Origin of the sequence: Acetobacter garciniae (assembly GCF_017377735.1) — a bacterium.
Taxonomy (GTDB): domain Bacteria; phylum Pseudomonadota; class Alphaproteobacteria; order Acetobacterales; family Acetobacteraceae; genus Acetobacter; species Acetobacter garciniae.
Map to the genome: position 1 here is coordinate 353,494 of NZ_JAFVMH010000002.1, position 21,131 is coordinate 374,624.

The 21,131-nt window shown below is 61.1% G+C and carries 17 protein-coding genes and 2 tRNA genes; 10 read left to right on the top strand and 9 right to left on the bottom strand.

The window, feature by feature from the left end; genetic code table 11:
• Positions 1-183: 183 nt before the first annotated feature.
• A complete protein-coding gene (locus J2D77_RS17205) occupies positions 184-2,445 on the top strand; it encodes a prolyl oligopeptidase family serine peptidase (RefSeq protein WP_230975533.1) in 2,262 nt (753 codons plus the stop codon).
• Between the two features lie 195 nt (positions 2,446-2,640).
• Here J2D77_RS17205 and J2D77_RS05470 read toward each other — a convergent pair whose 3' ends face one another.
• The 4 genes from J2D77_RS05470 to J2D77_RS05485 all read right to left on the bottom strand — a co-directional run bounded on the left by J2D77_RS05470 (position 2,641) and on the right by J2D77_RS05485 (position 5,361).
• Positions 2,641-4,269 carry an NAD-dependent malic enzyme gene (locus J2D77_RS05470; protein WP_207845288.1) on the bottom strand — a complete coding sequence of 543 codons (1,629 nt, stop codon included), beginning with the start codon at positions 4,267-4,269 and terminating at the stop codon, positions 2,641-2,643.
• A gap of 149 nt (positions 4,270-4,418) precedes the next feature.
• A complete protein-coding gene (nusG, locus tag J2D77_RS05475) occupies positions 4,419-4,949 on the bottom strand; it encodes a transcription termination/antitermination protein NusG (RefSeq protein WP_207845289.1) in 531 nt (176 codons plus the stop codon).
• Between the two features lie 9 nt (positions 4,950-4,958).
• Positions 4,959-5,153 (bottom strand): preprotein translocase subunit SecE, encoded by a 195-nt coding sequence (gene secE / locus J2D77_RS05480; protein ID WP_207845290.1) that lies wholly within the window; start codon positions 5,151-5,153, stop codon positions 4,959-4,961.
• A 131-nt stretch (positions 5,154-5,284) separates the two neighbouring features.
• Positions 5,285-5,361: transfer RNA gene (locus J2D77_RS05485), tRNA-Trp, on the bottom strand.
• Between the two features lie 199 nt (positions 5,362-5,560).
• On the opposite strand from J2D77_RS05485, the gene J2D77_RS05490 reads away from it, so the two are divergent.
• The 6 genes from J2D77_RS05490 (at position 5,561) to atpC (ending at position 10,955) form a co-directional block, all read left to right on the top strand.
• A tRNA-Gly gene (locus tag J2D77_RS05490) sits at positions 5,561-5,634 on the top strand.
• 306 nt (positions 5,635-5,940) lie between these two features.
• Positions 5,941-6,558, top strand: a complete 618-nt coding sequence (gene atpH / locus J2D77_RS05495; protein ID WP_207845291.1) for an ATP synthase F1 subunit delta — start codon at positions 5,941-5,943, stop codon at positions 6,556-6,558.
• Positions 6,558-8,093: a F0F1 ATP synthase subunit alpha gene (atpA, locus tag J2D77_RS05500; RefSeq protein ID WP_207845292.1), complete on the top strand. Its 1,536-nt coding sequence runs from the start codon at positions 6,558-6,560 to the stop codon at positions 8,091-8,093. The genes atpH and atpA overlap by 1 nt, the downstream gene beginning before the upstream one ends.
• 16 nt (positions 8,094-8,109) lie before the next feature.
• Entirely contained in the window at positions 8,110-9,012 is a 903-nt protein-coding gene (locus J2D77_RS05505; RefSeq protein WP_207845293.1) for a F0F1 ATP synthase subunit gamma, read from the top strand.
• A gap of 31 nt (positions 9,013-9,043) precedes the next feature.
• Positions 9,044-10,516: a F0F1 ATP synthase subunit beta gene (gene atpD, locus J2D77_RS05510; protein ID WP_207845294.1), complete on the top strand. Its 1,473-nt coding sequence runs from the start codon at positions 9,044-9,046 to the stop codon at positions 10,514-10,516.
• A gap of 28 nt (positions 10,517-10,544) precedes the next feature.
• On the top strand, positions 10,545-10,955 hold the full coding sequence (atpC, locus tag J2D77_RS05515; protein ID WP_207845295.1) for an ATP synthase F1 subunit epsilon: 411 nt from the start codon (positions 10,545-10,547) through the stop codon (positions 10,953-10,955).
• A gap of 225 nt (positions 10,956-11,180) precedes the next feature.
• Here atpC and queF read toward each other — a convergent pair whose 3' ends face one another.
• Entirely contained in the window at positions 11,181-11,651 is a 471-nt protein-coding gene (gene queF / locus J2D77_RS05520; RefSeq protein WP_207845296.1) for a preQ(1) synthase, read from the bottom strand.
• A 125-nt stretch (positions 11,652-11,776) separates the two neighbouring features.
• On the opposite strand from queF, the gene rnd reads away from it, so the two are divergent.
• The gene (rnd, locus tag J2D77_RS05525; protein WP_207845297.1) at positions 11,777-12,985 is read left to right on the top strand and encodes a ribonuclease D; all 1,209 of its coding nucleotides are present in this window, start codon (positions 11,777-11,779) and stop codon (positions 12,983-12,985) included.
• A gap of 271 nt (positions 12,986-13,256) precedes the next feature.
• Here the strand turns inward: rnd and J2D77_RS05530 are convergent, their stop codons facing one another.
• Positions 13,257-14,255, bottom strand: coding sequence for an adenosine kinase (locus J2D77_RS05530; RefSeq protein WP_207845298.1), 999 nt, complete (start codon positions 14,253-14,255; stop codon positions 13,257-13,259).
• Positions 14,256-14,476: 221 nt separating this feature from the next.
• Between J2D77_RS05530 and J2D77_RS05535 the strand changes: the two genes are divergently transcribed.
• Positions 14,477-15,172, top strand: a complete 696-nt coding sequence (locus J2D77_RS05535; RefSeq protein WP_207845299.1) for a bactofilin family protein — start codon at positions 14,477-14,479, stop codon at positions 15,170-15,172.
• Between the two features lie 141 nt (positions 15,173-15,313).
• Here the strand turns inward: J2D77_RS05535 and J2D77_RS05540 are convergent, their stop codons facing one another.
• From J2D77_RS05540 to J2D77_RS05550, 3 genes are all read right to left on the bottom strand, one after another.
• Complete coding sequence (locus J2D77_RS05540) at positions 15,314-15,916, bottom strand: GcrA family cell cycle regulator (RefSeq protein ID WP_207845300.1); 603 nt, start codon at positions 15,914-15,916, stop codon at positions 15,314-15,316.
• Positions 15,917-16,120: 204 nt separating this feature from the next.
• A complete protein-coding gene (locus tag J2D77_RS05545; protein ID WP_207845301.1) occupies positions 16,121-18,196 on the bottom strand; it encodes a putative bifunctional diguanylate cyclase/phosphodiesterase in 2,076 nt (691 codons plus the stop codon).
• A 155-nt stretch (positions 18,197-18,351) separates the two neighbouring features.
• Entirely contained in the window at positions 18,352-19,062 is a 711-nt protein-coding gene (locus J2D77_RS05550) for a hypothetical protein (protein ID WP_207845302.1), read from the bottom strand.
• A gap of 739 nt (positions 19,063-19,801) precedes the next feature.
• Between J2D77_RS05550 and J2D77_RS05555 the strand changes: the two genes are divergently transcribed.
• Complete coding sequence (locus tag J2D77_RS05555; RefSeq protein ID WP_207845303.1) at positions 19,802-21,007, top strand: GGDEF domain-containing protein; 1,206 nt, start codon at positions 19,802-19,804, stop codon at positions 21,005-21,007.
• Positions 21,008-21,131 lie beyond the last annotated feature (124 nt).

The window sequence follows — 21,131 nt, forward strand, 5'->3', positions numbered from 1 at the left end:
ATAACGCAGAGACGGAGGAACCGTGTAGTCCCCCCGCTGTCAACCCCGAAAGCGGTTGGGCGCTGTCCCGGCCGGGCCGGACCTTATGCGTACGGGCCGGGTGCCGGGCTTGCGGGCGTGCCCGTTCGGGCTGATGGGTTGGGCCGATGGGTTTGCATGCGCGGGCATGCTAGAGTGTAACGCATGATACAGCACCGCGATGCCTCGGGCCATGTCCGCCTTCCCTTCGGCAGTTGGCCTTCCCCCGTTACCGCAGCCCTGGTGGCGGGCAAGACCCTGACCTTTTCCGAAGTCAACGCCGTGGGGCGGGCCGTCTACTGGCTGGAACGCCGCCCGGCGGAAGGGGGGCGCACCGTGCTCATGCGCTGGACAGAGCGCGAGGGCGTGCGCGATGTCATGCCGCCGGAATTCGATGTCGGCACACGGGTGCATGAATATGGCGGCGGCCCCTATGCCGTGGGCCCGCACGGCATTGCCTGTTCCGACCGCAAGACCGGGCGCGTGTGGTTCATGGCCTGCGGGCCGGAACGCAACGCGGCAACGGATGGCGATGGCGCCTTTCCAACCCTGCTGGCCGGGGCTGACGGCCTGCGCTTTGCCGACCTGCGGTTCGATCGGCAGACCCCCATGGTCCTGGCAGTCAGGGAAGACCACCGTGCGGAGGGTGAGCCCAGGGCTGCCCTTGTGGTGCTGGGGCAAGCTGCGGAGAGTACCGGCCGGGTGCTGGTGCAGGGGGCCGATTTCTACGCAGCCCCCGCCCTTTCGCCCGATGGCGCCACCCTGGCCTGGATCGAATGGAACCACCCCGCCATGCCGTGGGATGCAACCCGCCTGTGCGTGGGCCATGTCGCACGCGGGGCGGATGGCGCAATCATGGCGGTGGAGCAGCCACGCGTGCTGGCCGGGGCCGACGGTGCCGAATCCCTGGGCGAACCGCGCTGGACACATGATGGCCGCCTGCTTGTCATTTCCGATCGCTCAGGTGCGTGGCGTGTGTGGGAAGCCCCATTGGCGGATTCTTCCGCCCGGCAGAAGGGGCAGGGGGCAGATACCACGGACGGCTTGCGGCCTTATCCGGCCCCGGCGGGTGAAATCGGCCAGCCTGCCTGGGTGTTTGGCCAGCGCAGCTACGTGCCCCTGCCCGATGGGGGCTGCCTGTTCCTGAGCGTGCGGGAGGGGACAGGCGAGTGCCTTCTGCGCAATGCCCACGGGCAGGTCACCCTTTTTGCGGGGCATCCCGAACAATGCCCTGTGCCGCTGGAAGGGGGAGGTTTCGCCTGGCTCGATGCTCCACCGGACGCACTGCCCGCCATCATGGTGGGGCCGGGCATGGTCGAGGAGAGGCCCGGTGAGGGGACCGGCAAAGGAGCCATCAGCGGGCCCGGCAACGGGCCCAGTAACGGGGCCGGTCATGCAGCCAGTCACGCGCCCACTCATCAGGCCCCCCACAAAGCCGGCAACAGGGCCGGGCAGGGTGCTGGCGGTTCTGGCTCCATCGCGGGCGGGATCGGTAGCGCGACGGAAGCAGCCCTTTGCGTGCGGCGTTCCGCCCCGCCCGTGCTGGCGCGGCAGGATATTTCCTGTGCGGTCTCGCTCAATTTTCCCGTGCCCGATCTTGCCTCTGCCGCACCACCTGTTCCCGCGTCCTCCGGGGCTGGGGTGCAAGGCCATGCGTTTTTTTATCCGCCCACCAATGCCCGGTTCTGCGGGCCGGAAGGGCAGCGCCCGCCGCTGATCGTGCAGGTGCATGGCGGCCCGACAGCCCGGGCGCAGGACAGTTTTTCCTTCAAGGTGCAGTGGTGGACATCGCGCGGTTTCGCCGTGCTGGATGTCAATTACGGCGGGTCTACCGGTTTTGGCCGGGCATGGCGCAACCGGCTTCTGGGCCAGTGGGGCGTGGTGGACGTGGCGGACTGCATTGCCGCAGCGCGCGAGGTCATCAAGGCCGGGCTTGTGGATGCGAATCGCATCGCCATTCGGGGGTCCAGTGCCGGGGGCATGACCGTGCTGGTGGCACTGGCCGAATCCGACCTGTTCGCCGCAGGGGTGAGCCTGTACGGCGTGACCGACCTGCGCGCCCTGGCGCAGGAGACGCACAAGTTCGAATCGCGCTATCTCGACGGGTTGATAGGCCCGTGGCCCCAGGCCGAATCGCTGTATCTTGCGCGCTCGCCCTTAAGTGTCGCGGCCCGCATTTCAGCCCCCGTCCTGTTGCTGCAGGGGATGGAGGACAAGGTCGTGCCGCCATCGCAGGCCCATGCCATGGCCCGGGCCCTGCACGCCGTGGGCACGCCCTGCCACCTGCGCGAATTCCCCGGTGAAGGGCATGGCTTTCGCAAGGAGGCCACCATCCGCACGGCGCTGGAGGAAGAACTGGCCTTCTACGGCCGGGTTTTCGGCTTTACCCCGTATCAGCCCGACGGCATTGACCCTTCTGAAGCCTGACCTGCCCGCTGGCCGGCTTGGCGGGGCGGCCGGCCAACCCGCTTTGGAAACCATCGTCCCGCGCACCCCAGCGCCCGATTGACTGTCCGGTTCGCCGTCTGACGGGCCGTCTGATTGGCCGTCCGGGCAGGTGTTGTCTGGGCGGCCCGTCGGGGTGGTCCTTCTTCGGGTGCCTTGTCCGGGCTCGGCTTGCGTTCAGCCCTCGTAATGCGGGACGTAGGTCAGGCTTTCGATCCAGGCCCGGATATCGGCGGGCCGTTCCACCGTGGCCATGCCGTGGTCGAAAATATATTCCGCGATTCGGGCGGCAGAGGTTACGGACACCTCGAGAATATCGTCCTGCGGGGGGTAAAGCTTGCCGCGTTCGCGCGCCGTCAGGCCAACCTGCCCCGCCAGTGCGCGGGCCGATTCGATCACCACGTCATCAGTCATCAGCCGGGGGCGGGTGGCATAAACGGCCAGGCCAAGGGAGGGGAAGATATAGAAATTATTGGCCTGTCCCGGATAGAAAACATGCCCGTGCAGCGTGACCTCGGGAAATTGCAGGCCGGCTGCGAACAGCGCCTTGCCTTTGGACCATTCGTAAGCCTGTTCGGCCGTGCACTCGGCATTGCTCTGCGGCAGCGAAAGCGGGAACAGAATCGGGCGTTCATTGATATGGGCCATGGCCTCCACCACCGCGCGGGTGAACGCCCCGCCCGCGGTGGATACGCCGATCAGCACCGAAGGGCGCACGGCCTTCACCACCTCCAGAAGATTGTCGGTCGTTGGCATATCGCGGGCATAGCGCGCCTGCTGGGGCGACAGGTCCTTGCGCGATGTCTCAAGCAGGCCGTTCACATCCATCAGGGTTATGCGCTCGACGGCTGCGGGTTCCGACAGGCCTTCCTGCATCAGGGCGGAAACCAGCATGTCCGCCGTGCCCAGCCCCGAAGACCCCGCCCCCAGGAACAGGAATCGCTGCCGCGACAGGGGTTCGTTCTTGATTTTAAGGGCGGAGATCAGCCCCGCCAGCGTGACCGCGGCAGTGCCCTGTATGTCGTCATTGTAGCACAGCACCTGCGTGCGGTATTTTTCCAGATAGCGGATGGCGTCCGTGCCTTTCCAGTCCTCGAAATGCAGGCAGGCTGCGGGAAAGACGTCCTGCACGGCCTGGACGAATTCATCGACGAATTCGTCCAGTTCGGCGGTGGGGGGCGGTTCGCGGCGCAGGCCCAGATAGAGTGGGTCGGCCCGCAGGGCCGTGTTCGTGGTGCCGATATCGAGCTGCACGGGCAGCAGGGTGGCAGGCGGCACGGCGCCGCAGGCGGTATAAAGGTCGAGCTTGCCGATGGGTATGCCCATGCCGTTCACCCCGATATCGCCCAGGCCGAGGATTCGCCCACCCGTTGTCACGCACAGGAACCGTACGTCGCGCACCGGCCAGTTGCCCAGCACGTCGCGTATGCGCCCGCGCATGTCCAGGCTGATATACATGCCCCTGGGCCTGCGATAGATGTGGCTGAACTGCTGGCATACCGCCGCAAGGGTCGGTGCGTAGACAATGGGCACGAACCGGGCGGGGTTGGACATCAGCACGCGGTAGAACAGGGTTTCGTTCTGGTCGCGCAGGCCCGAAAGATAGATATAGCGCTCCAGGTTGCTGCCCTTGGCGTCCAGGTGCCGGTGGATTCGCTCCACCTGGCGTTCCAGGCTTTCCACCTGTGTGGGCAGCAGCCCTTCCAGCCCGTAAAGACGGCGTTCTTCCTGGGTAAAGGCGGTGCCCTTGTTAAGCTGCGCGTTATTGAGAAGGGCCAGACCTCTGGGATGGGTCGCGGATGACATGACAGCTCCTTGAACGGCGAACCCGCAAAAGCTCACCACAGTGCAAACACGAGCCGTGCGGCGAGGGTTTCAGGACCGGAAGAAGCATGGGCATAAAAAAAGGCGGCACGAGGCCGCCTTGGAAAAACGTGTGAAAACGTGAAAAGCGCTTACAGCTTTTCCACCTGGTTGAATTCCAGGTCGACCGGGGTGGAACGGCCGAAAATGGAAACGCTGACCTTCAGGCGGCCCTTTTCCTCGTCCACTTCCTCGATAATGCCGTTGAAGGACGTGAACGGCCCATCGGCCACGCGAATCTGCTCGCCCACCTCGAAGGTGACAGCCGAACGCGGATGCTGAACACCCTCTTCGGTCTGCTGGATGATGCGTTCCGCTTCCGCCGCCGAAATGGGGGTGGGGCGGTTGCGCGTGCCCAGAAAGCCGGTGACCTTGGGCGAATCCTTGACCAGATGCCAGGTTTCGTCGGTCATTTCCATCTTGATGAGAACATAGCCCGGAAAGAACTTGCGCTCGGTGCTGACCTTCTGGCCGCGGCGCATTTCAATCACTTCCTCGGAAGGAACCATGATCTCGTCAATATGATCGCTCAGCCCTTTCTGTTCCGCTTCTTCGCGGATGAACTGTGCGATCTTCTTTTCAAAGCCCGAATAGACGTGAACCACATACCAGCGCTTGGCCATGTCGCTTTCTCAGCCTCCCAGCCCGAAAAGTTGACGCAGACCCAGGCCGATCAGCTGGTCAACGACAAAGAAGAAGATGGATGCCATGCCCGCCATGGCCAGAACGGCGCCGGTGGTTACAAGTGTTGCCCGGCGGGAGGGCCAGGTGACCCGTTCCGCCTCGGCGCGCACGTCATGCAGGAACTTACCGGGACTGAGCGACACGAACCAACCTCTCTTCTCTGCCTGACTCCGCTGAAACTGGAGGCGGCCCTGAACTTCGCACGGCCACCGCAAGAAAAACCGCACTATCAGGGACGGGAGCGGGATTTTACTCGTACGGCGCCAGAAAAAAATGGCAGGGGTGGAGGGTCTCGAACCCACAACCTCCGGTTTTGGAGACCGGCACTCTAGCCAATTGAGCTACACCCCTGCAGCGTGTCCGCCACGGCTGGGAAGACCTATAACGGAAAGCCGTCGGTCTGACCAGCCACTTAAGCGACCATCGCAGGAGGCGGAACAAAATATGTTGCGCGCCCAAAGTCAAGAGGCCGCGATGGATTTTGCCCGCCTTCGTGCGGATGGGCTTGCGCGCTTTCGGCGTTTGAGGCTATGGGAAAACCACAGGGCGCGCGGGCATAGCATAGTGGTAATGCAGTAGCCTTCCAAGCTACCGAGGAGGGTTCGATTCCCTCTGTCCGCTCCAGTTTCTCCTCCATCGGTGGCATGTTTTCACTCTACTGCGTCCCGGTGGGGTTTCGTTATCGCCCGGCCTGCATTTTCTGCCCCGGAATCGTCGGGGCCCTGATTTTATGACCCCTGTTCCGGCCTGATTCGGGCCGTTTTTTTTTGCCTCGGCCCAGCGGCCACAACGCGCGTGTTCGACCCGACAATGAAAATTGGGTCTCGTGCCGGTTGCGTGCCTGTTGCGGGCATGCTAGAGGCCGCGCCGATAGATGCCTCGAACCGGTTTCGTCCGCGGATGGTCGGCGGGGTGTCGTTTCAGTGTGGAATGCCGGCGCGCACAGAAGGAAAGAACCAAAAAGTGGTGGCCTCGGGCGTAACGACAGCACAACCGGTTGCTTTTGCTGCCAACGGTCTGGAAGGCCGCTATGCGACGGCGCTCTATGATCTGGCGGCCGAGCAGCGGCAGTTGGATGCAGTCCTGGATGAAGGCGCGGCCCTGGCCCGCCTGATCGATGAAAGTGCGCCGCTGCGCACCGTTCTTGAAGACAGGCGGCTTGATATCTTGGTGTCTCGCAAGGCCCTTCAGGCCGTGCTGGAAGCCCAGGGTTTCGGCAAGCTCTTGCAAAATTTCGTGGGTGTGGTGGCCGATAACCGCCGCCTGCCCGTGCTGCGCCGTATTCTGGCCGCACTCGACGCCTTGGCCATTGCCCGCAGGGGTGAGGTCGTGGCCGAGGTGACCAGCGCCATACCCCTGACCCCCGAGCAGCGCGCCCAGCTTCAGGCGCGCCTGGCCGAGGTCAGGTATTCGCGCATTACTGTTCGTGAGCGTGTCGATTCTTCCCTGCTCGGCGGTCTTGTCGTGCGTGTAGGGGCGAAGCTGTATGACGCAAGCCTCAAGACCCGCCTGTTTCGTTTGCATTACGCCATGAAGGGAGCCGCGTGATGGAAATCCGTCCCGCAGAGATTTCGGATATCCTCAAGCAGCAGATTGCCTCTTTCGACAAGGAATCTGATGTTGTCGAGACCGGCACTGTTCTGTCCGTCGGCGATGGCATCGCCCGTGTTTTCGGCCTGCAGAACGTCATGTCGGGCGAGCTGGTGGAGTTCCCCTCCGTCGGCCAGCGGGGCATGGCCCTGAACCTCGAAAGCGACAATGTCGGTATCGTCATTTTCGGTGACGACACCAACATCCGCGAAGGCGACACCGTCACCCGTTCGGGCATGGTCGTCAGCGTTCCCGTCGGCAAGGGCCTGCTGGGCCGCGTGGTCGACGGGCTGGGCAACCCCATTGACGACAAGGGGCCGCTGGTCGACGTCGAACTGCGCCGGGCCGAAGTCAAGGCGCCAGGCATCATGCCGCGCCAGTCCGTGCATGAACCCATGCAGACCGGGATCAAGGCGATCGACGCCCTGGTGCCGATCGGCCGTGGCCAGCGCGAACTCGTGATCGGTGACCGCCAGACCGGCAAGACCACCATCCTGACCGATACCATTCTGGCACAGAAAGCCGTGAACGATGCGGGGGACGACAAGAAGTCGCTCTACTGCATCTATGTCGCCATCGGCCAGAAGCGCTCTACCGTTGCCCAGCTCGTGCGTCTGCTCGAAGCCAAGGGTGCGATGAAATACTCCATCGTGGTCGCCGCAACCGCGTCCGACCCGGCCCCCCTGCAGTACCTGGCACCCTACGCCGCCTGCGCCATGGGCGAGTATTTCCGCGACAACGGCATGCATGCCCTGATCTGCTACGACGACCTGTCCAAGCAGGCCGTGGCTTACCGCCAGATGTCCCTGCTGCTGCGCCGTCCGCCGGGCCGTGAAGCCTATCCGGGCGACGTGTTCTTCCTGCATTCGCGCCTGCTCGAACGTGCGGCGAAAATGTCCGATGCGCATGGTGCCGGTTCGCTGACCGCCCTGCCGGTGATCGAAACCCAGGCAGGTGACGTGGCGGCCTATATCCCCACCAACGTCATCTCCATCACCGATGGCCAGATCTTCCTTGAAACCGACCTGTTCTACAAGGGCATCCGCCCTGCCGTGAACGTTGGCGGTTCGGTCTCGCGCGTTGGCTCCGCCGCCCAGATCAAGGCGATGAAGCAGGTCGCGGGCAAGATCAAGCTGGAACTGGCCCAGTACCGTGAAATGGCGGCGTTCTCGCAGTTCGCTTCCGACCTGGACCCGGCAACGCAGAAAATGCTGGCCCGTGGCGCGCGGCTGGTGGAACTGCTCAAGCAGCCGCAGTCTTCTCCGCTTTCGGCGGCCGAACAGGTTGTCCTGCTGTTTGCCGGCACGCGCGGCTTCATTGACGATATCGCCGTCAACAAGGTCGTGGCCTGGGAACGCGCGGTGCTGGACGACGTGCGCAGCGCTGGCAAGGACATCCTGGACACGCTGGGCAAGGAACAGGCTCTTTCCAAGGAGCTGGAAGCCCGGCTGACGGAATACCTGACCACCTTCAACCGTAACTTCGCGGGCTGAGGGAGCAACAGCGTCCATGGCCTCCCTCAAGGAACTTCGCGCCCGTATCGGCAGTATCAAGTCGACACGCAAGATCACGAGCGCCATGAAAATGGTGGCGGCCGCAAAGTTGCGGCGCGCGCAGGCCAGTGCCGAAGCGGCTCGCCCCTATGCTGCGGCCATGCGCCGCATGCTGGGTGAACTGGCTGCCGCGACCCGGGGCGAAGACGGGGCCCCCCGTCTTCTGGCCGGTACCGGGCAGGACAAGGTGCACCTGCTGGTGCCCCTGACCAGCGATCGCGGGCTGTGCGGGGGGTTCAACTCCAACGTGCATCGCCTGACGGTGCAGACCATCCGCCGCCTCCAGGCCGAAGGCAAGACCGTCAGGCTGCTGCCGGTCGGCCGCCGGGCGCTCAACTTCTTCATGCGTGAGCATGCCGACCTGATCGTCGATCACGTGACCGGCGTCAGCGGCAAGGAAGTCCCGTTCTCGGTCGCCAGCGGCCTGGGTGACAAGATCAACACCCTGCTCGAAGCAGGCGAGATCGATGTCTGCACGCTTGTGTTCAACAAGTTCAGCAACGCCATGCTGCAGGTGCCGGTGTGCCAGCAACTGGTGCCCATGGTGGTTGACGACGCGGCCAAGGACGCAGAGCCAGCCAATGACGTGGCCCAGGGCGACGTGGCCCAGTACGAGTTCGAGCCGGATGAGGCCACGCTTCTGGCCATGCTGCTGCCCCGTAACCTCCAGGTTCAGATTTACGCTTCCCTGCTCGAGACGGCAGCGGGCGAAAACGGAGCCCGGATGACGGCCATGGACAACGCCACGCGTAACGCGGGCCGCTCTATCGACAGTCTGACGCAGGTCTATAACCGGACCCGCCAGACCAATATCACCAACGAACTGATCGAAATCATTTCGGGCGCCCAGGCTGTCTGAGCCCGCCCGCATGCCCGCAGGAGCTGACCCCATGTCGGATACCACAACCCAGACCCAGGCCCCTGCGGCCACGAAGACCAATGCAGTTGGCCGCATTACCGAGATCAGAGGTCCGGTCGTTGACGTGCAGTTCCAAGGCGAACTGCCCAAGATTCTCAACGCGCTGCACGTGACGCTGGACGGCCAGACCCTGGTTCTGGAAGTCGCGCAGGAAATTGGCGAACACGAAGTGCGCTGCATTGCCATGGACTCGACCGACGGTCTGGTGCGTGGCGCCGAGGTGGTTGACACCGGCGCGCAGATTTCCGTGCCCGTCGGCCCCGAAACGCTTGGCCGCATCCTGAACGTGATCGGTGAGCCGATCGACGAGAAAGGCCCCGTGCGCACGACCCGTCGCGCCAGCATCCACCGCGATGCCCCCGCTTTCGACGAACAGGCCGCCGCGTCCGAAATCCTCATGACCGGTATCAAGGTTGTCGATCTGCTCTGCCCCTATCTGAAAGGCGGGAAGATCGGCCTGTTCGGTGGTGCGGGCGTGGGCAAGACCGTCATCATCCAGGAACTGATCAACAACATCGCCAAGGCGCATGGCGGCGTGTCCGTGTTCGCGGGTGTTGGCGAACGTACCCGTGAAGGGAACGACCTGTATTACGAAATGCAGGATGCGGGCGTCATCAAGCTCAAGGAAGACGGTTCGACCGACGGTTCCAAGGTGGCACTGGTGTTCGGCCAGATGAACGAGCCGCCGGGTGCGCGTGCCCGCGTGGCGCTGACCGGGCTGACCATGGCGGAATATTTCCGCGATGAAGAAAACCAGGACGTTCTGTTCTTCGTGGACAACATCTTCCGATTCACGCAGGCGGGTTCGGAAGTGTCCGCCCTGCTGGGCCGTATTCCCTCCGCCGTGGGCTACCAGCCCACGCTGGCGACCGAAATGGGTGCCCTGCAGGAACGTATTACCTCCACCAAGAAGGGGTCCATCACCTCGGTCCAGGCCGTTTACGTGCCTGCGGACGATCTGACCGACCCGGCCCCGGCTGCCACCTTCGCGCATCTGGATGCCACGACCGTGCTCAACCGCTCCATCGCGGAAATGGGGATCTACCCAGCGGTCGACCCGCTGGATTCCACATCCCGCGCGCTGGACCCGCAGATCGTGGGTGAAGAGCATTACCAGGTCGCCCTGGAAGTGCAGCGCATCCTGCAGACCTACAAGTCCCTGCAGGACATCATCGCCATCCTCGGCATGGACGAACTGTCCGAAGACGACAAGCTGATCGTCGCCCGCGCACGTCGTATCCAGCGCTTCCTGTCCCAGCCGTTCCACGTGGCCGAAGTGTTCACGGGTGCGCCGGGCAAGCTGGTGTCGGTGGCGGATACGGTTCGTTCCTTCAAGGCCATCTGTGCCGGCGAATATGACGACCTGCCCGAAGCCGCCTTCTACATGGTTGGCTCCATCGAGGAAGCAGTCGCCAAAGCGGAAAAAATGAGGGAGTCGGCCTGACCGCCGGTTTCGGGAAGGAGCGTCGTTGATGCCGATCCAGATTGAGATCATCAGTCCCGAGAAGGTTCTGGTGTCGCGCGAGATTGACATGGCCGTCCTGCCCGGCATGGAAGGCGATATCGCCGCCATGCCGGAGCATTCGCCCATGATGCTTCTGCTGCGCGGTGGCGTCGTCGCTCTGTACGAAGGCGACACCGTAACCGACCGCTATTTCGTGGGCGGTGGCTTTGCCGATATCACGCCCACGCGCTGCACCATCCTTGCGGACAAGGCGGTGCCGGTCAGCGAGATCTCCATCGACACTGCGACAGCCCAACTGGAAGCCTTGTCTGAAGCGTGGGACAAGGCCGACAAGACGGACATGACCCGTCTGAGCGTGTTGCAGGACCAGATTCTGGCCGTACGGGCGGAGATCGAGGCCGGTTCGGGCGCTGCCTGATTGGCGACCGTGCCGGGCTTTCGGGCCTGGACATGACGCCTGACACGAAAAAGCCACCCAAGCGGGTGGTTTTTTTTATGCCGAATATTTAAGGGCCGCTTCAAAACAGTCCATTGAGAGAAAAATGATAAAAGTTTTCGGGTGCCGCCTTTTTTCAAAAAGGTGGCATTCGCAGAAGCTTTTTGAAAAAACTTCACCAAAAACTTTTATTGAATTTATGGTCTCTCAGCCCCGGCCACGATAGGCGGGTACGTCCTGTGCCGGAATCCAGACGCCCTTGGGTGGCTCGCCCGTCTGCCAGAACACATCGATGGGCATGCCGCCACGCGGGTACCAATATGCGCCGATCCGCAGCCAGACCGGGTCAAGCAGGTCGACCAGGGTCGTTGCGATCTGGAGGGAGCAGGCCTCGTGAAAGGCACCGTGGTTGCGAAAGCTGGTCAGGAACAGCTTGAGCGACTTGCTTTCCACAATCCATTGCCCGGGCACGTAGTCGATGACGATATGCGCGAAATCCGGCTGGCTGGTAATGGGGCACAGCGAGGTGAATTCGGGTGCCGTAAAGCGCACCATATACTGCCTGCCCTCATGCGGGGCGGGCACGCGTTCCAGAATGGCCTCTTCCGGGCTGGCCGGGGCGGCGACAGAGCGGCCGAGCTGTGTCAGGGCCTGGCTGCCGTCATCGGGTCTGCTCATTTTCGTGTCTCCCATCGACTATCAAGGGCTCATGTCCCGATGGCGGGCGCGCAAGTCAAGTCTTGTGTGGAACATTTGGCGGGGCGTGGCTGTCGTTTTCGGGGCGGCTGGTGTATGGGAAGACCATGGCCAGATCACCTTCCCCCGTTTTTCCCACGCCGCGCCTTGTCACCACCACGCAGGAGCTTGAAACGCTTCTTGCCCCGCTGCACGGCGAATCGTTTGTCACGGTCGATACCGAATTCATGCGCGAGCGCACGTACTGGCCCGAATTGTGCCTGGTGCAGATCGGTGGCGCGCAGGATGTTATCCTGATCGACGCCCTTGCGGAAGGGCTGGACCTGGCCCCCCTGGCCGCGTTGATGGCCAATGCGGCGGTGCTGAAGGTCTTTCACGCAGCCCGCCAGGACCTGGAAATTTTCCTGCATATATTCGGCGCCCTGCCCACCCCGGTGTTCGATACACAGGTTGCGGCCATGGTGGCGGGCTTTGGCGATCAGGTCGGTTATGACAGCCTGGTCGGTTCCCTGGCGGGCTATGTCATCGATAAAAGCCATCGTTTTACGGACTGGTCGGCCCGGCCCCTGTCCGAGGCCCAGCTTGCCTACGCGGCGGGCGATGTCACATGGCTGCGCGTGGTTTACGAACGCCTGATCGCCAAGCTGGAGCAGGAAAAGCGGCTGAGCTGGGTCGCGGCCGAAATGGCCGAGCTGGAAGCGCCCGAGACATTCCTGCCCGATCCCGAACGGCAGTGGGAACGCCTGCGGGCCCGCACGGGCAACAGGCGCATGCTTGCGGTCCTGCGGGCCGTGGCGGCCCTGCGTGAGCGCGAGGCGCAGCGGATCAACGTGCCGCGCCAGCGCCTGATCAAGGATGAAAGCCTGCTTGAAATCGCTGCCACCACGCCTGCCAACCTTGGCGCCTTGGGCCGCGTGCGTGGCGTGTCGCGCGGTTTGGCGGAAGGGGCCGTGGGTCAGGCGTTGCTTGATGCCGTAAAGCAGGCTCAGGCCCTGCCCGAAAGCGAACTGCCCAAGCTGCCCAAGGGCCGCAACAAGGACGCGCCGCGTCCTCCCGCATCGCTGGTGGCCCTGCTGAAGGTGCTGCTGGCCGCCTGCTGCGAAGAGCATGACGTGGCCCCCAAGCTGGTGGCATCGCAGGACGACCTGGAGGCATTCGCCCTTGATCCCGACCAGCCCGGCCCGCTGACGGGCGGCTGGCGCGGCCGTGTGTTCGGACAAACCGCGCGCGCCCTGTGCGTGGGTGAGGTTGCCCTGTGCATTCGCGATGGCAAGGTCGGGACCGTTCCCTGTCAGGGAACAGCCGAGGCGGGTTGATCGCATCTGCTCAGAGACTGAATCGAAAAGCCAGTCGTCGTAAGAGTCTGCAAATTTGCTGAAAGTTTTTGGTGAAGCTTTTTTCAAAAAGCTTCGGGGAACGCCGCCTTTTTGAAAAAAGCGGCACCCAACGGGTTTGAATCGGCCTCGTGGCGACCACGCGCTGCTTTGCGGATTGGCAGCCAAGCGACAGCCTTCGTGACGGCCCGGGCTGCACGATCCGGCGCAAGGCAAGCCTGCGGGGCCGGGGTTCCGGCCCCGTGACTGGCTGTCAGAAGCCCATTTCTTCCCATAGGTTGGACAGCGGGCGCGCGCCGTAATGGGAAATGATTTCCGACGCCGCGACCGAGGCCAGCCGTCCGCATTCGGGCAGGCTGCGGCCCGATGTCAGCCCGGCCATGAACCCGGCCGCATAGGCATCGCCCGCGCCGGTCGTATCCACCACCTGCGTGGGCACGGGTGCGACCTGGGTGAACGTGCCGTCATGGATGACCACGCTGCCCAGGGCGGAGCGCGTCAGGGCTGCAAAGGTCGTGTCCTGTGCGGTGTGGCGGGCGGCCTCGTCAAAGCTTTCGGTCTCGTACAGGGCGCAGATTTCGTCTTCATTGGCGAACAGGATATCCACATGCCCCTTCACCAGATCCAGGAACGCATCGCGGTGGCGGCCCACGCAGAACGGGTCGGACAGGGACAGAGCCACCTGCCGGCCATTCGCATGGGCAATAGCCGCGGCGTGGCGGAAGGCTTCCTGCGCATGGGGCGGGTCGAACAGATAGCCTTCAAGATAGACGATCCGTGACGCGGTAATAATGTCGGGCAGCACGTCTTCGGGCGTGAAGCACGAACACGCACCCAGATAGGTGGCCATCGTGCGCTGGCCGTCGGGCGTTATCATGACAATGCAGCGCGCGGTCGGCAGATTTTCGAAGGTTTGCGTGTTCAGCGGCTGGGATGGAAATTCCACACCGTTATCGCGCAGGTCCTGGACGAATTTCTGCCCGGCATTATCGCGCGCGACCTTGCCCAGATAGGCCACGCGCGCGCCGAACTGGGCGGCCACCACGCAGCTATTGGCGACAGAGCCGCCACCCATCACCTGTTCGGGTGTCAGGGCTGCTTCAAGGGCGTGGGCGCGGTCCGCATCCACCAGCGTCATGCTGCCCGGTGTCAGGTTCTGTTTTTCCAGAAAGGCTGGCTCGACCTTGGCCAGAATATCGGTAATGGCATTCCCGATCCCCAGAATATCGTATTTCGTCTCTATGGCTGTCATGGTCGCGAAAACTTCTCTTAAAAAATGAAACTCTGTGGCTGTTTGGCTAGCGCGCTGCCACAAAAAGGGCAACACTGGCGTGTAGGCAAGCTTTGCCCGAAGGTGCGACGCCTGTATAGAATCGGAACGGTCTTGAGCAGGCGGCTTGGGGCGCGGGCAGCGCCTGCACGGGTGGGGTTGCTGTCCGAAAACCAGATAGTTTGAATGGCGGGGGGAATTTCTTGTTCAGAAGACGAAAGCCTGAAGACAAACGACCATCGGAACAGACCTCCGCTGCCAGCCAGTCGGCGCCTGCGCGCCCGGCCGGGGTATCGGATTCCAGTTTTTCATCCACGACAGGGCGGCCAGGAGCATCCGCAGCGGGCCCGGCTACGTCTCGTCCTGACACACTCAAGGAGACCTCGCTCATGGGCCGTGCGCCACTTCCTTCTGGTTCCCCCCTTCCCTCAGGCGCTGGTATTCCGCCTATTCCGGGTGCTGCCGCACGCGGGCTGCCCCCGCAGGCACCCGGTCGCAAGGACGTTCCCGATCAGCGCACGCTGGTTGTCGGGCGCGGGATCAGCGTCCAGGGTTCGGTCCAGGATGCCGAACGGCTTGTCGTGGAAGGCACGGTGGAATCCAGCCTGATCAACGCCAAGGAACTGGTTGTGATGCCCGGCGGCCTGTTCCGCGGCGGGGTCGAGGTCGAGAATGCCGAAATTGCCGGCACGGTCGACGGTTCGCTGATCGTGCGTGGCAGCCTGACCGTGCGTGGCACGGGCCGCCTGCTGGGCAAGGCGTCCTGCCATCGCCTGAAGGTGGATGACGGCGGCCAGATTACCGGCCAGTTGGAAATGCTGCCCGAAAGCGGGGCTGCCCCGGCTATCGCATCCGATAAGCCCGCGGAAGCCGCGCCGGATGCAGAACCCGCGGCCTGAGACCGATAGAGGCCAGGGGCCGTAAAAAGCCTTTGGACAAGGCAGCAAAAAAAGGGCCGCACCATCACAGGTGCGGCCCCTTTTTATTCTACCCGGTAACCGGCGACAGCGTTGCCGGCGCGTGTGTGGCCAGCCGTGGTTTCAGGCCATGGTGTCGCGGCGGTCACGCAGCCTGACATAGGCGATCTGGGCGTGTTCGTCGCAATAAGGTTTGCCGGGCAAGGGCGTTGCGCCGCAAAAGTGAAAGCCCGGCGTGCCGGGGTCACCAATCGGCCAGCAGCAGGACGGGCCGCGCCGCTTTTGTGGCTCGGCATCCGAAATGGTGCGAAAGACCGGCTTGGACTTGGGGGCGGCCTTGGGGCTTGCAGCCGCTTTTTCCTTCGGCGCCACTTTCTCCTGAACCGGAGTGTCCGTAGCCTGGGGGGATGATGGGGCGGGGGCGGGCTGTTCGCTGACACTGGGTGCAAGAGGGGCGCGGGGTGCTGCGGGCGCGGGTTCGCTGCGCTGGGCGTCGGCCGTCACTTCCGCCACTGGCTGCGCGGTTTTTTCGGGCTTTTCCGCGCCGGTCGGCTTGGCCTTGCCTTCACGCCGGATGGGGGAGGGACGGGGCGGCAGCCCCAGCCGGTGTGCCTTGCCAACGACAGCGTTTTTGGTGATGGAGAGACGGCGGCCGATTTCCGCGGTTGACAGACCTTCCGCCCACAGGTCCTTCAACTGGGCGATTATTTCTTCGGTCCACTCCATCCACAGGCACCTTTTTCACTATTGCGCGGCCGGCAAGCGGGGTGCCAGCCTTTCAGAGGGTCGCATACTAAGAGGATGTGCGGCGCTTCTCAAGCGTAAAGCCAGAAAAGACGGGTGCGTGCCCGTTTGGTAGCCAGTTCGGGCCGCCCGGTTGAACTGCCGGGTTCGCGCCGCCGGTTCGGCCGCCCGGCACGGGCACGGTCTTCAGGCGTCGCCGAACGCCAGCGGGCAGGGGCCGGGCCGGCCGAGGAAATAGCCCTGGGCCTCGGTGCATTTCATGGCGCGCACGGCATCAAGCTGGATCTGGGATTCAACGCCTTCGACAATGACGGTCTTGGCGCGAATACTTGCAATACCTACAATGGACTGGATAATTTCTTTTGCGGTCGGGTCGGGCAGGGCCTGGACGAAACTGCGGTCGATCTTGATCTTATCGAAAGGCAGTTTCCACAAATAACTCAGGGATGAATAGCCGGTTCCGAAATCATCTATACTGATATTGCAGCCGATTTCGCGAATATCGTTCAGGATGGAATTTTTATATTCATATTCATCCATCAAAACGCTTTCTGTAATCTCCAGATCCAGCCTGGAAGGTTCCAGTCCCGTTTCCTCCAGGATTGTCCGGATAACGTCGGGGAACTGGCGGCGCTTGAGTTGCAGGGGGGACACATTGACCGATACGGTCACGGTCTTGGGCCATGTCCGGGCTTCGTAACAGGCCATGCGGAGCACGCGTTCGCCAAACTGGTGGATCAGGCCCGTATCTTCGACCAGGCGGATAAAGATATCGGGCGGGATCGTGCCGCGTTCGGCATGGTGCCAGCGCGCCAGGGCTTCGAAAGAGCGGATCTTGTTGGTGGTAAGGCAATAGATGGGCTGGTAATGCAGGCTCAGCCCTTCGCCATCGACCATCTTGTGCAGCGCGGCGACAAGTTCGGCCCGTTCGCTCATCTCGCGGCTCAGGGCGTTGTCGAACAGCTTGTACTGGCAGCGGCCAAGGGCCTTGGCCTTGTAGAGCGCCATATCCGCATAGCGCAGCAAGGTCGCACTGTCATTGGCCTGGTCGGGGAAATGGGCCGCACCTATACTGGCCCCCACAACGACTTCATTATCCTGAACCGTGTAAGGCGCACTCAGCAGCTTGATCAGTTCCCCCAGGCGGGGTTCGATCGGGGCGGTGGCGGAGCAGTAAGGCCAGATCATCGCGAATTCGTCGCCGCCCAGGCGCGCGACAAAATCGTCCTGGCGGCAGCAGGCCTGAAGCCTCGACGCAGCCTTTCGCAGCAATTCGTCCCCGCCGCTGTGGCCATGCACGTCATTGATGGATTTGAAGTGGTCCAGATCGATATAGAGCAGGAAAAATTCGAATTCCTGCTGGTCGGCCATGGCATTCAGCTTGGAACTGAAGTAATTTCTGTTGGGCAGGCCGGTCAGGTTATCGTAATGGGCGAGTTGTTCTATGCTGCGCTGGGCTTCGCGATATTCCGTGATGTCATCCGCAACACAGAGTTCCCACCGCCTGTTGCCATCGTCATCGTCGATCAGCAGGTTTCTTTTTGAAAGAATACGCTCGATTCCCTGGCGGTCTGTCAGCGTCTGTTCCGATTTGCCGATGCGGGCATGCCACGTGGTGTCGTCCGCCTGGCTGACCGACACATCGGGCAGCGTGTCGTCCAGCGCATTCAGGATGAAGGATTGGGAGGACAGTCCCACTTCCTCCGCCGCCCGGTTATGGATGATCGTATCCCCGGTATTGACGTCGCGCACCTGGATGGCGGTGGGAATATTATCGATGATGGTGGAAATGAATAACTTGTCGCGCAGGATGATCTTGTTGGCCTGCCGTAATTCACCCGCGGTCTGGCGCAGTTCCTTGATCGTGTCGACTGCCTGCGCATGCAGCGCCTTGGTGAGGTTGAAGGTTGAGCCAACCCCGTAATATTCCTGGTTTTTTGTAATAATGAACCCGGTCAACTGGTTCAGCAGATGGGTGTTGAGAATGGTATCCACAAAGTCGGACACGAATTCATCCGCATCGACCAGAATGGGGTTGCGGTCCATCAGCAGCGAAATGGAGCGGTTGGCGAATATTTCATAACCAAACCGGTGCCCCACCCGTAACAGAAAGGTCCAGCGGCCGATAATGCCGACAGGGCGGTTATGCGCATCGACAACAGGAATTTCGGAAAGCTCCGTGTTTTCCTGGAACAGGGCAAAAATATTCGCACCCGTTTCATTGGATGAAACGGACGGCACGTTAACGGCAATATCTCTCATCCGTCGTTGTGCTATATGGTCGCGCATGGCTGCCTCAGACGAAAACAAGATGGCATGTATAAAGCCGCATGATGAAATTCCGCCTTGATTCGGTGGAGGTTTGGATTTTTAAAGGCCAGTCATAAAACGAAAAGCGTCATAATTGTCGTATGAATTTATTGTTGCGCCGCCCGGCAGATCATTCCCGCGCGTGGGATATGCGGTGGCGTCGCGTGGGGGTTTCCTTTCCTGACAATGGCGATTCCCCGCTCGCCATGGCGCGGGGTGTTGCCGCCTTGAAAAATTCCTGCGGTATTTGGATGGAAAAAATCACACTTGGCAATACCAACATTGCGATTGGCTTGCAGATACGGCTGCCGACAAACTGTTTTTAGAACAGGTGATCGTCCGGCATGGTTCGCCCGTTGGCGGGGCTGTACGGATCGTGTTTCACGCTTGTCGGGGGTGTCGTCCGCGCTGGGGCCGGGTGGCGGTCGGGGGTTCTCCGGGCCGCCCGTGAAGGGCGCGGCCATCACAGGGCAGGCGGCATCCCGCGTGGCGGTGGTCTGCCCGGAAGCCCGTAAAAAGAGTGTTCCTGTCATGGAAAGGAGTACTCCCAAGCATTGGAATGCGCTCTTGAAGAGCCGTAAAAGCCCGGAGGCAAAGACGCCCATGAAATTGAAACCGGCCGGATCGATATTCCGTCGGCGCCAAGATAATAAAAAATATTCCTTATGAAAGCAAACAGGAATTTGCCTAAATATCGCCTGCTTCAATATACGGATTGTAAAATTCATCTCCTGCGGATTATTCCCCTCCGAAAGGGTTTTACGGTTTGGTGAATACCTTAATCGGATCTTATCCATCTGGGCGGCATGACTGTTCATGGGAATTGCGTTGACCACTCGGTAACGAATATTTCCGCACCCATCATGCCAATGCCTCCCGCCTTCCTGTGGCGGAGTCCTGACTGTCCGTCAGCCGGGTCAGGCATCGGGCCGGACACGTGCTGGGCGATCCGGACCGCAGTTTTCTGCCCCGGCGTTTGTGGCGCATAACGCCGCTTTGACAGGGTGAGGGGCTGTTTTAAAAGTCAGCAGCACAGGGCGGATGTTGCCCGGAATGGGCCCCATGCGTGCGCCATGTTTGTGGTTCCAGCCCGACCGCAAACCCCGTGCCTTGTTGCCTTGAATCGGGTCGGTTCGGGGAAATTTTGCGTGCCATCCCGGGCGCATAGAGTAAAAAGGAGGCGTTTCGTCCGTCTTCTTTACAGAGGAACAGCAATCATATAATTATAAAGACTGTTAAATGTGTTTAACGGTAGCTGAAAAAGGTTGATACGGGAGCGTACGCTGCGCATTGAGATGTATCAATAGTGATATGAACCATAAAGTTTTTGGCTCCTGAGTTTCTAGGGACATACAGGGAATGGATAAAAAGTTTATTTATTTAAGCCCGAAGGAGCAATGGAAAGATATTATCACGCAGGCTCCCGCACGGCAGAGAGCGTATGTCAGGGGGGTGATCCAGGACAACGCTGTCGGGTGCATAGATCTTTTTGTTAAAGCGATTTTTCAATATGAAAGTGCGACGGAGTTTCTCAGGAAAGAAAATCTACTGAGAAAAATGCGGAAAAACCTGTATTTTTATATCAAGGCAGTCTTTTCCGCCTCCCCCGAAGATATCGAACATCTGTGCCTGCTGCAAAAACGCATGGGTAGCGCTTATGCGCGGCTGGAAATACCGGCCCATCTCATTGCCTACGGCTTTTTTATTATCAAACGGCAAATTACATCCCTGTTCCTGGCGGACAAGTCCGATCAGTTCGATACGTCATCCGTGATCATTTACATTGGTTCGATGATGGATTTCTCGTTCAAATTCGTCATGCGCGCCTATGATTCCCGGTTTCGCAAGGCGGTGGAAAGCAAGGAAGTCCTGCGCATGGTGTCGTTGGGACAGGATCTGGCCTTCGAGCGGGAAACACAGGTCCGGACGTTCTTTGCATGGAGCACGCAAACCCTGACCTTGCTGTGCGAAAACAGGGCACAGGAAATTCAACTGGTCGAGGATTCCGATTTCGGCTTGTGGTTCACCCATAAAGGGCGAAACATGTTCAAGGGAACGCGGGAATTCGATACGATCCAGAAGGAAATAGAAAAAATCGACAGCGATATCGCCCTGGTCCAGAACACGGGCGAAGTTCCGAAGAAGTTTTCGGAAAAAGTCTATCGCTCGATAAGGAAAATCAATTTCCTGGCCGAAAACAGCTTTCACCAGATAGAAAAAGTCGAGAGCGGGAAAGACCCGCTGACAAAAGTCCTGAACAGGAGATTTCTCGACGCTGTCATGCAGAATGAAATTTCATACTCCATGACAAAGGAGAAGAAATTCTGCATCATCCTGTTCGACATCGATCATTTCAAGAGCATCAACGACAAATATGGCCATCTGGTCGGGGATGACGTGCTTTGCTTTGTCGCCAATACGCTTGTCGCGCTGTTGCGGGTCAATGACTATATTTTCCGTTACGGGGGCGAGGAGTTCCTGATTATTCTTACGGAAATGACACCGCAGGAGGCCCAGAAATGTGCCGAGCGTCTTCGCGCCAGCATGGAGAAAAAGCCCTTGCTGTTGTCTTCGGGCGAGACGATTTCCGTAACCCTGTCGGGTGGACTCACGTTTTTCGACGGGAAAACGAACGCAAAAGTGCTCATAAACCAGGCCGATCAGGCCTTGTACAAGGCCAAGCGCCAGGGCCGGAACCGTATTATAACGTCCGTCCCGTCAGACGGGACAACCGTCGTGATCGGTGAACCCGACTTGCCCTGATACGGTGCTGCGCGATACGCCCATGCCCGCCTGGCAGGACGGGGCCGGTTATCCGCCCCATCGTTCTATAGTTATGGATACTGTATTTGTGGATACAGTGCGATCCGGGCGCGCAGCGGTATGG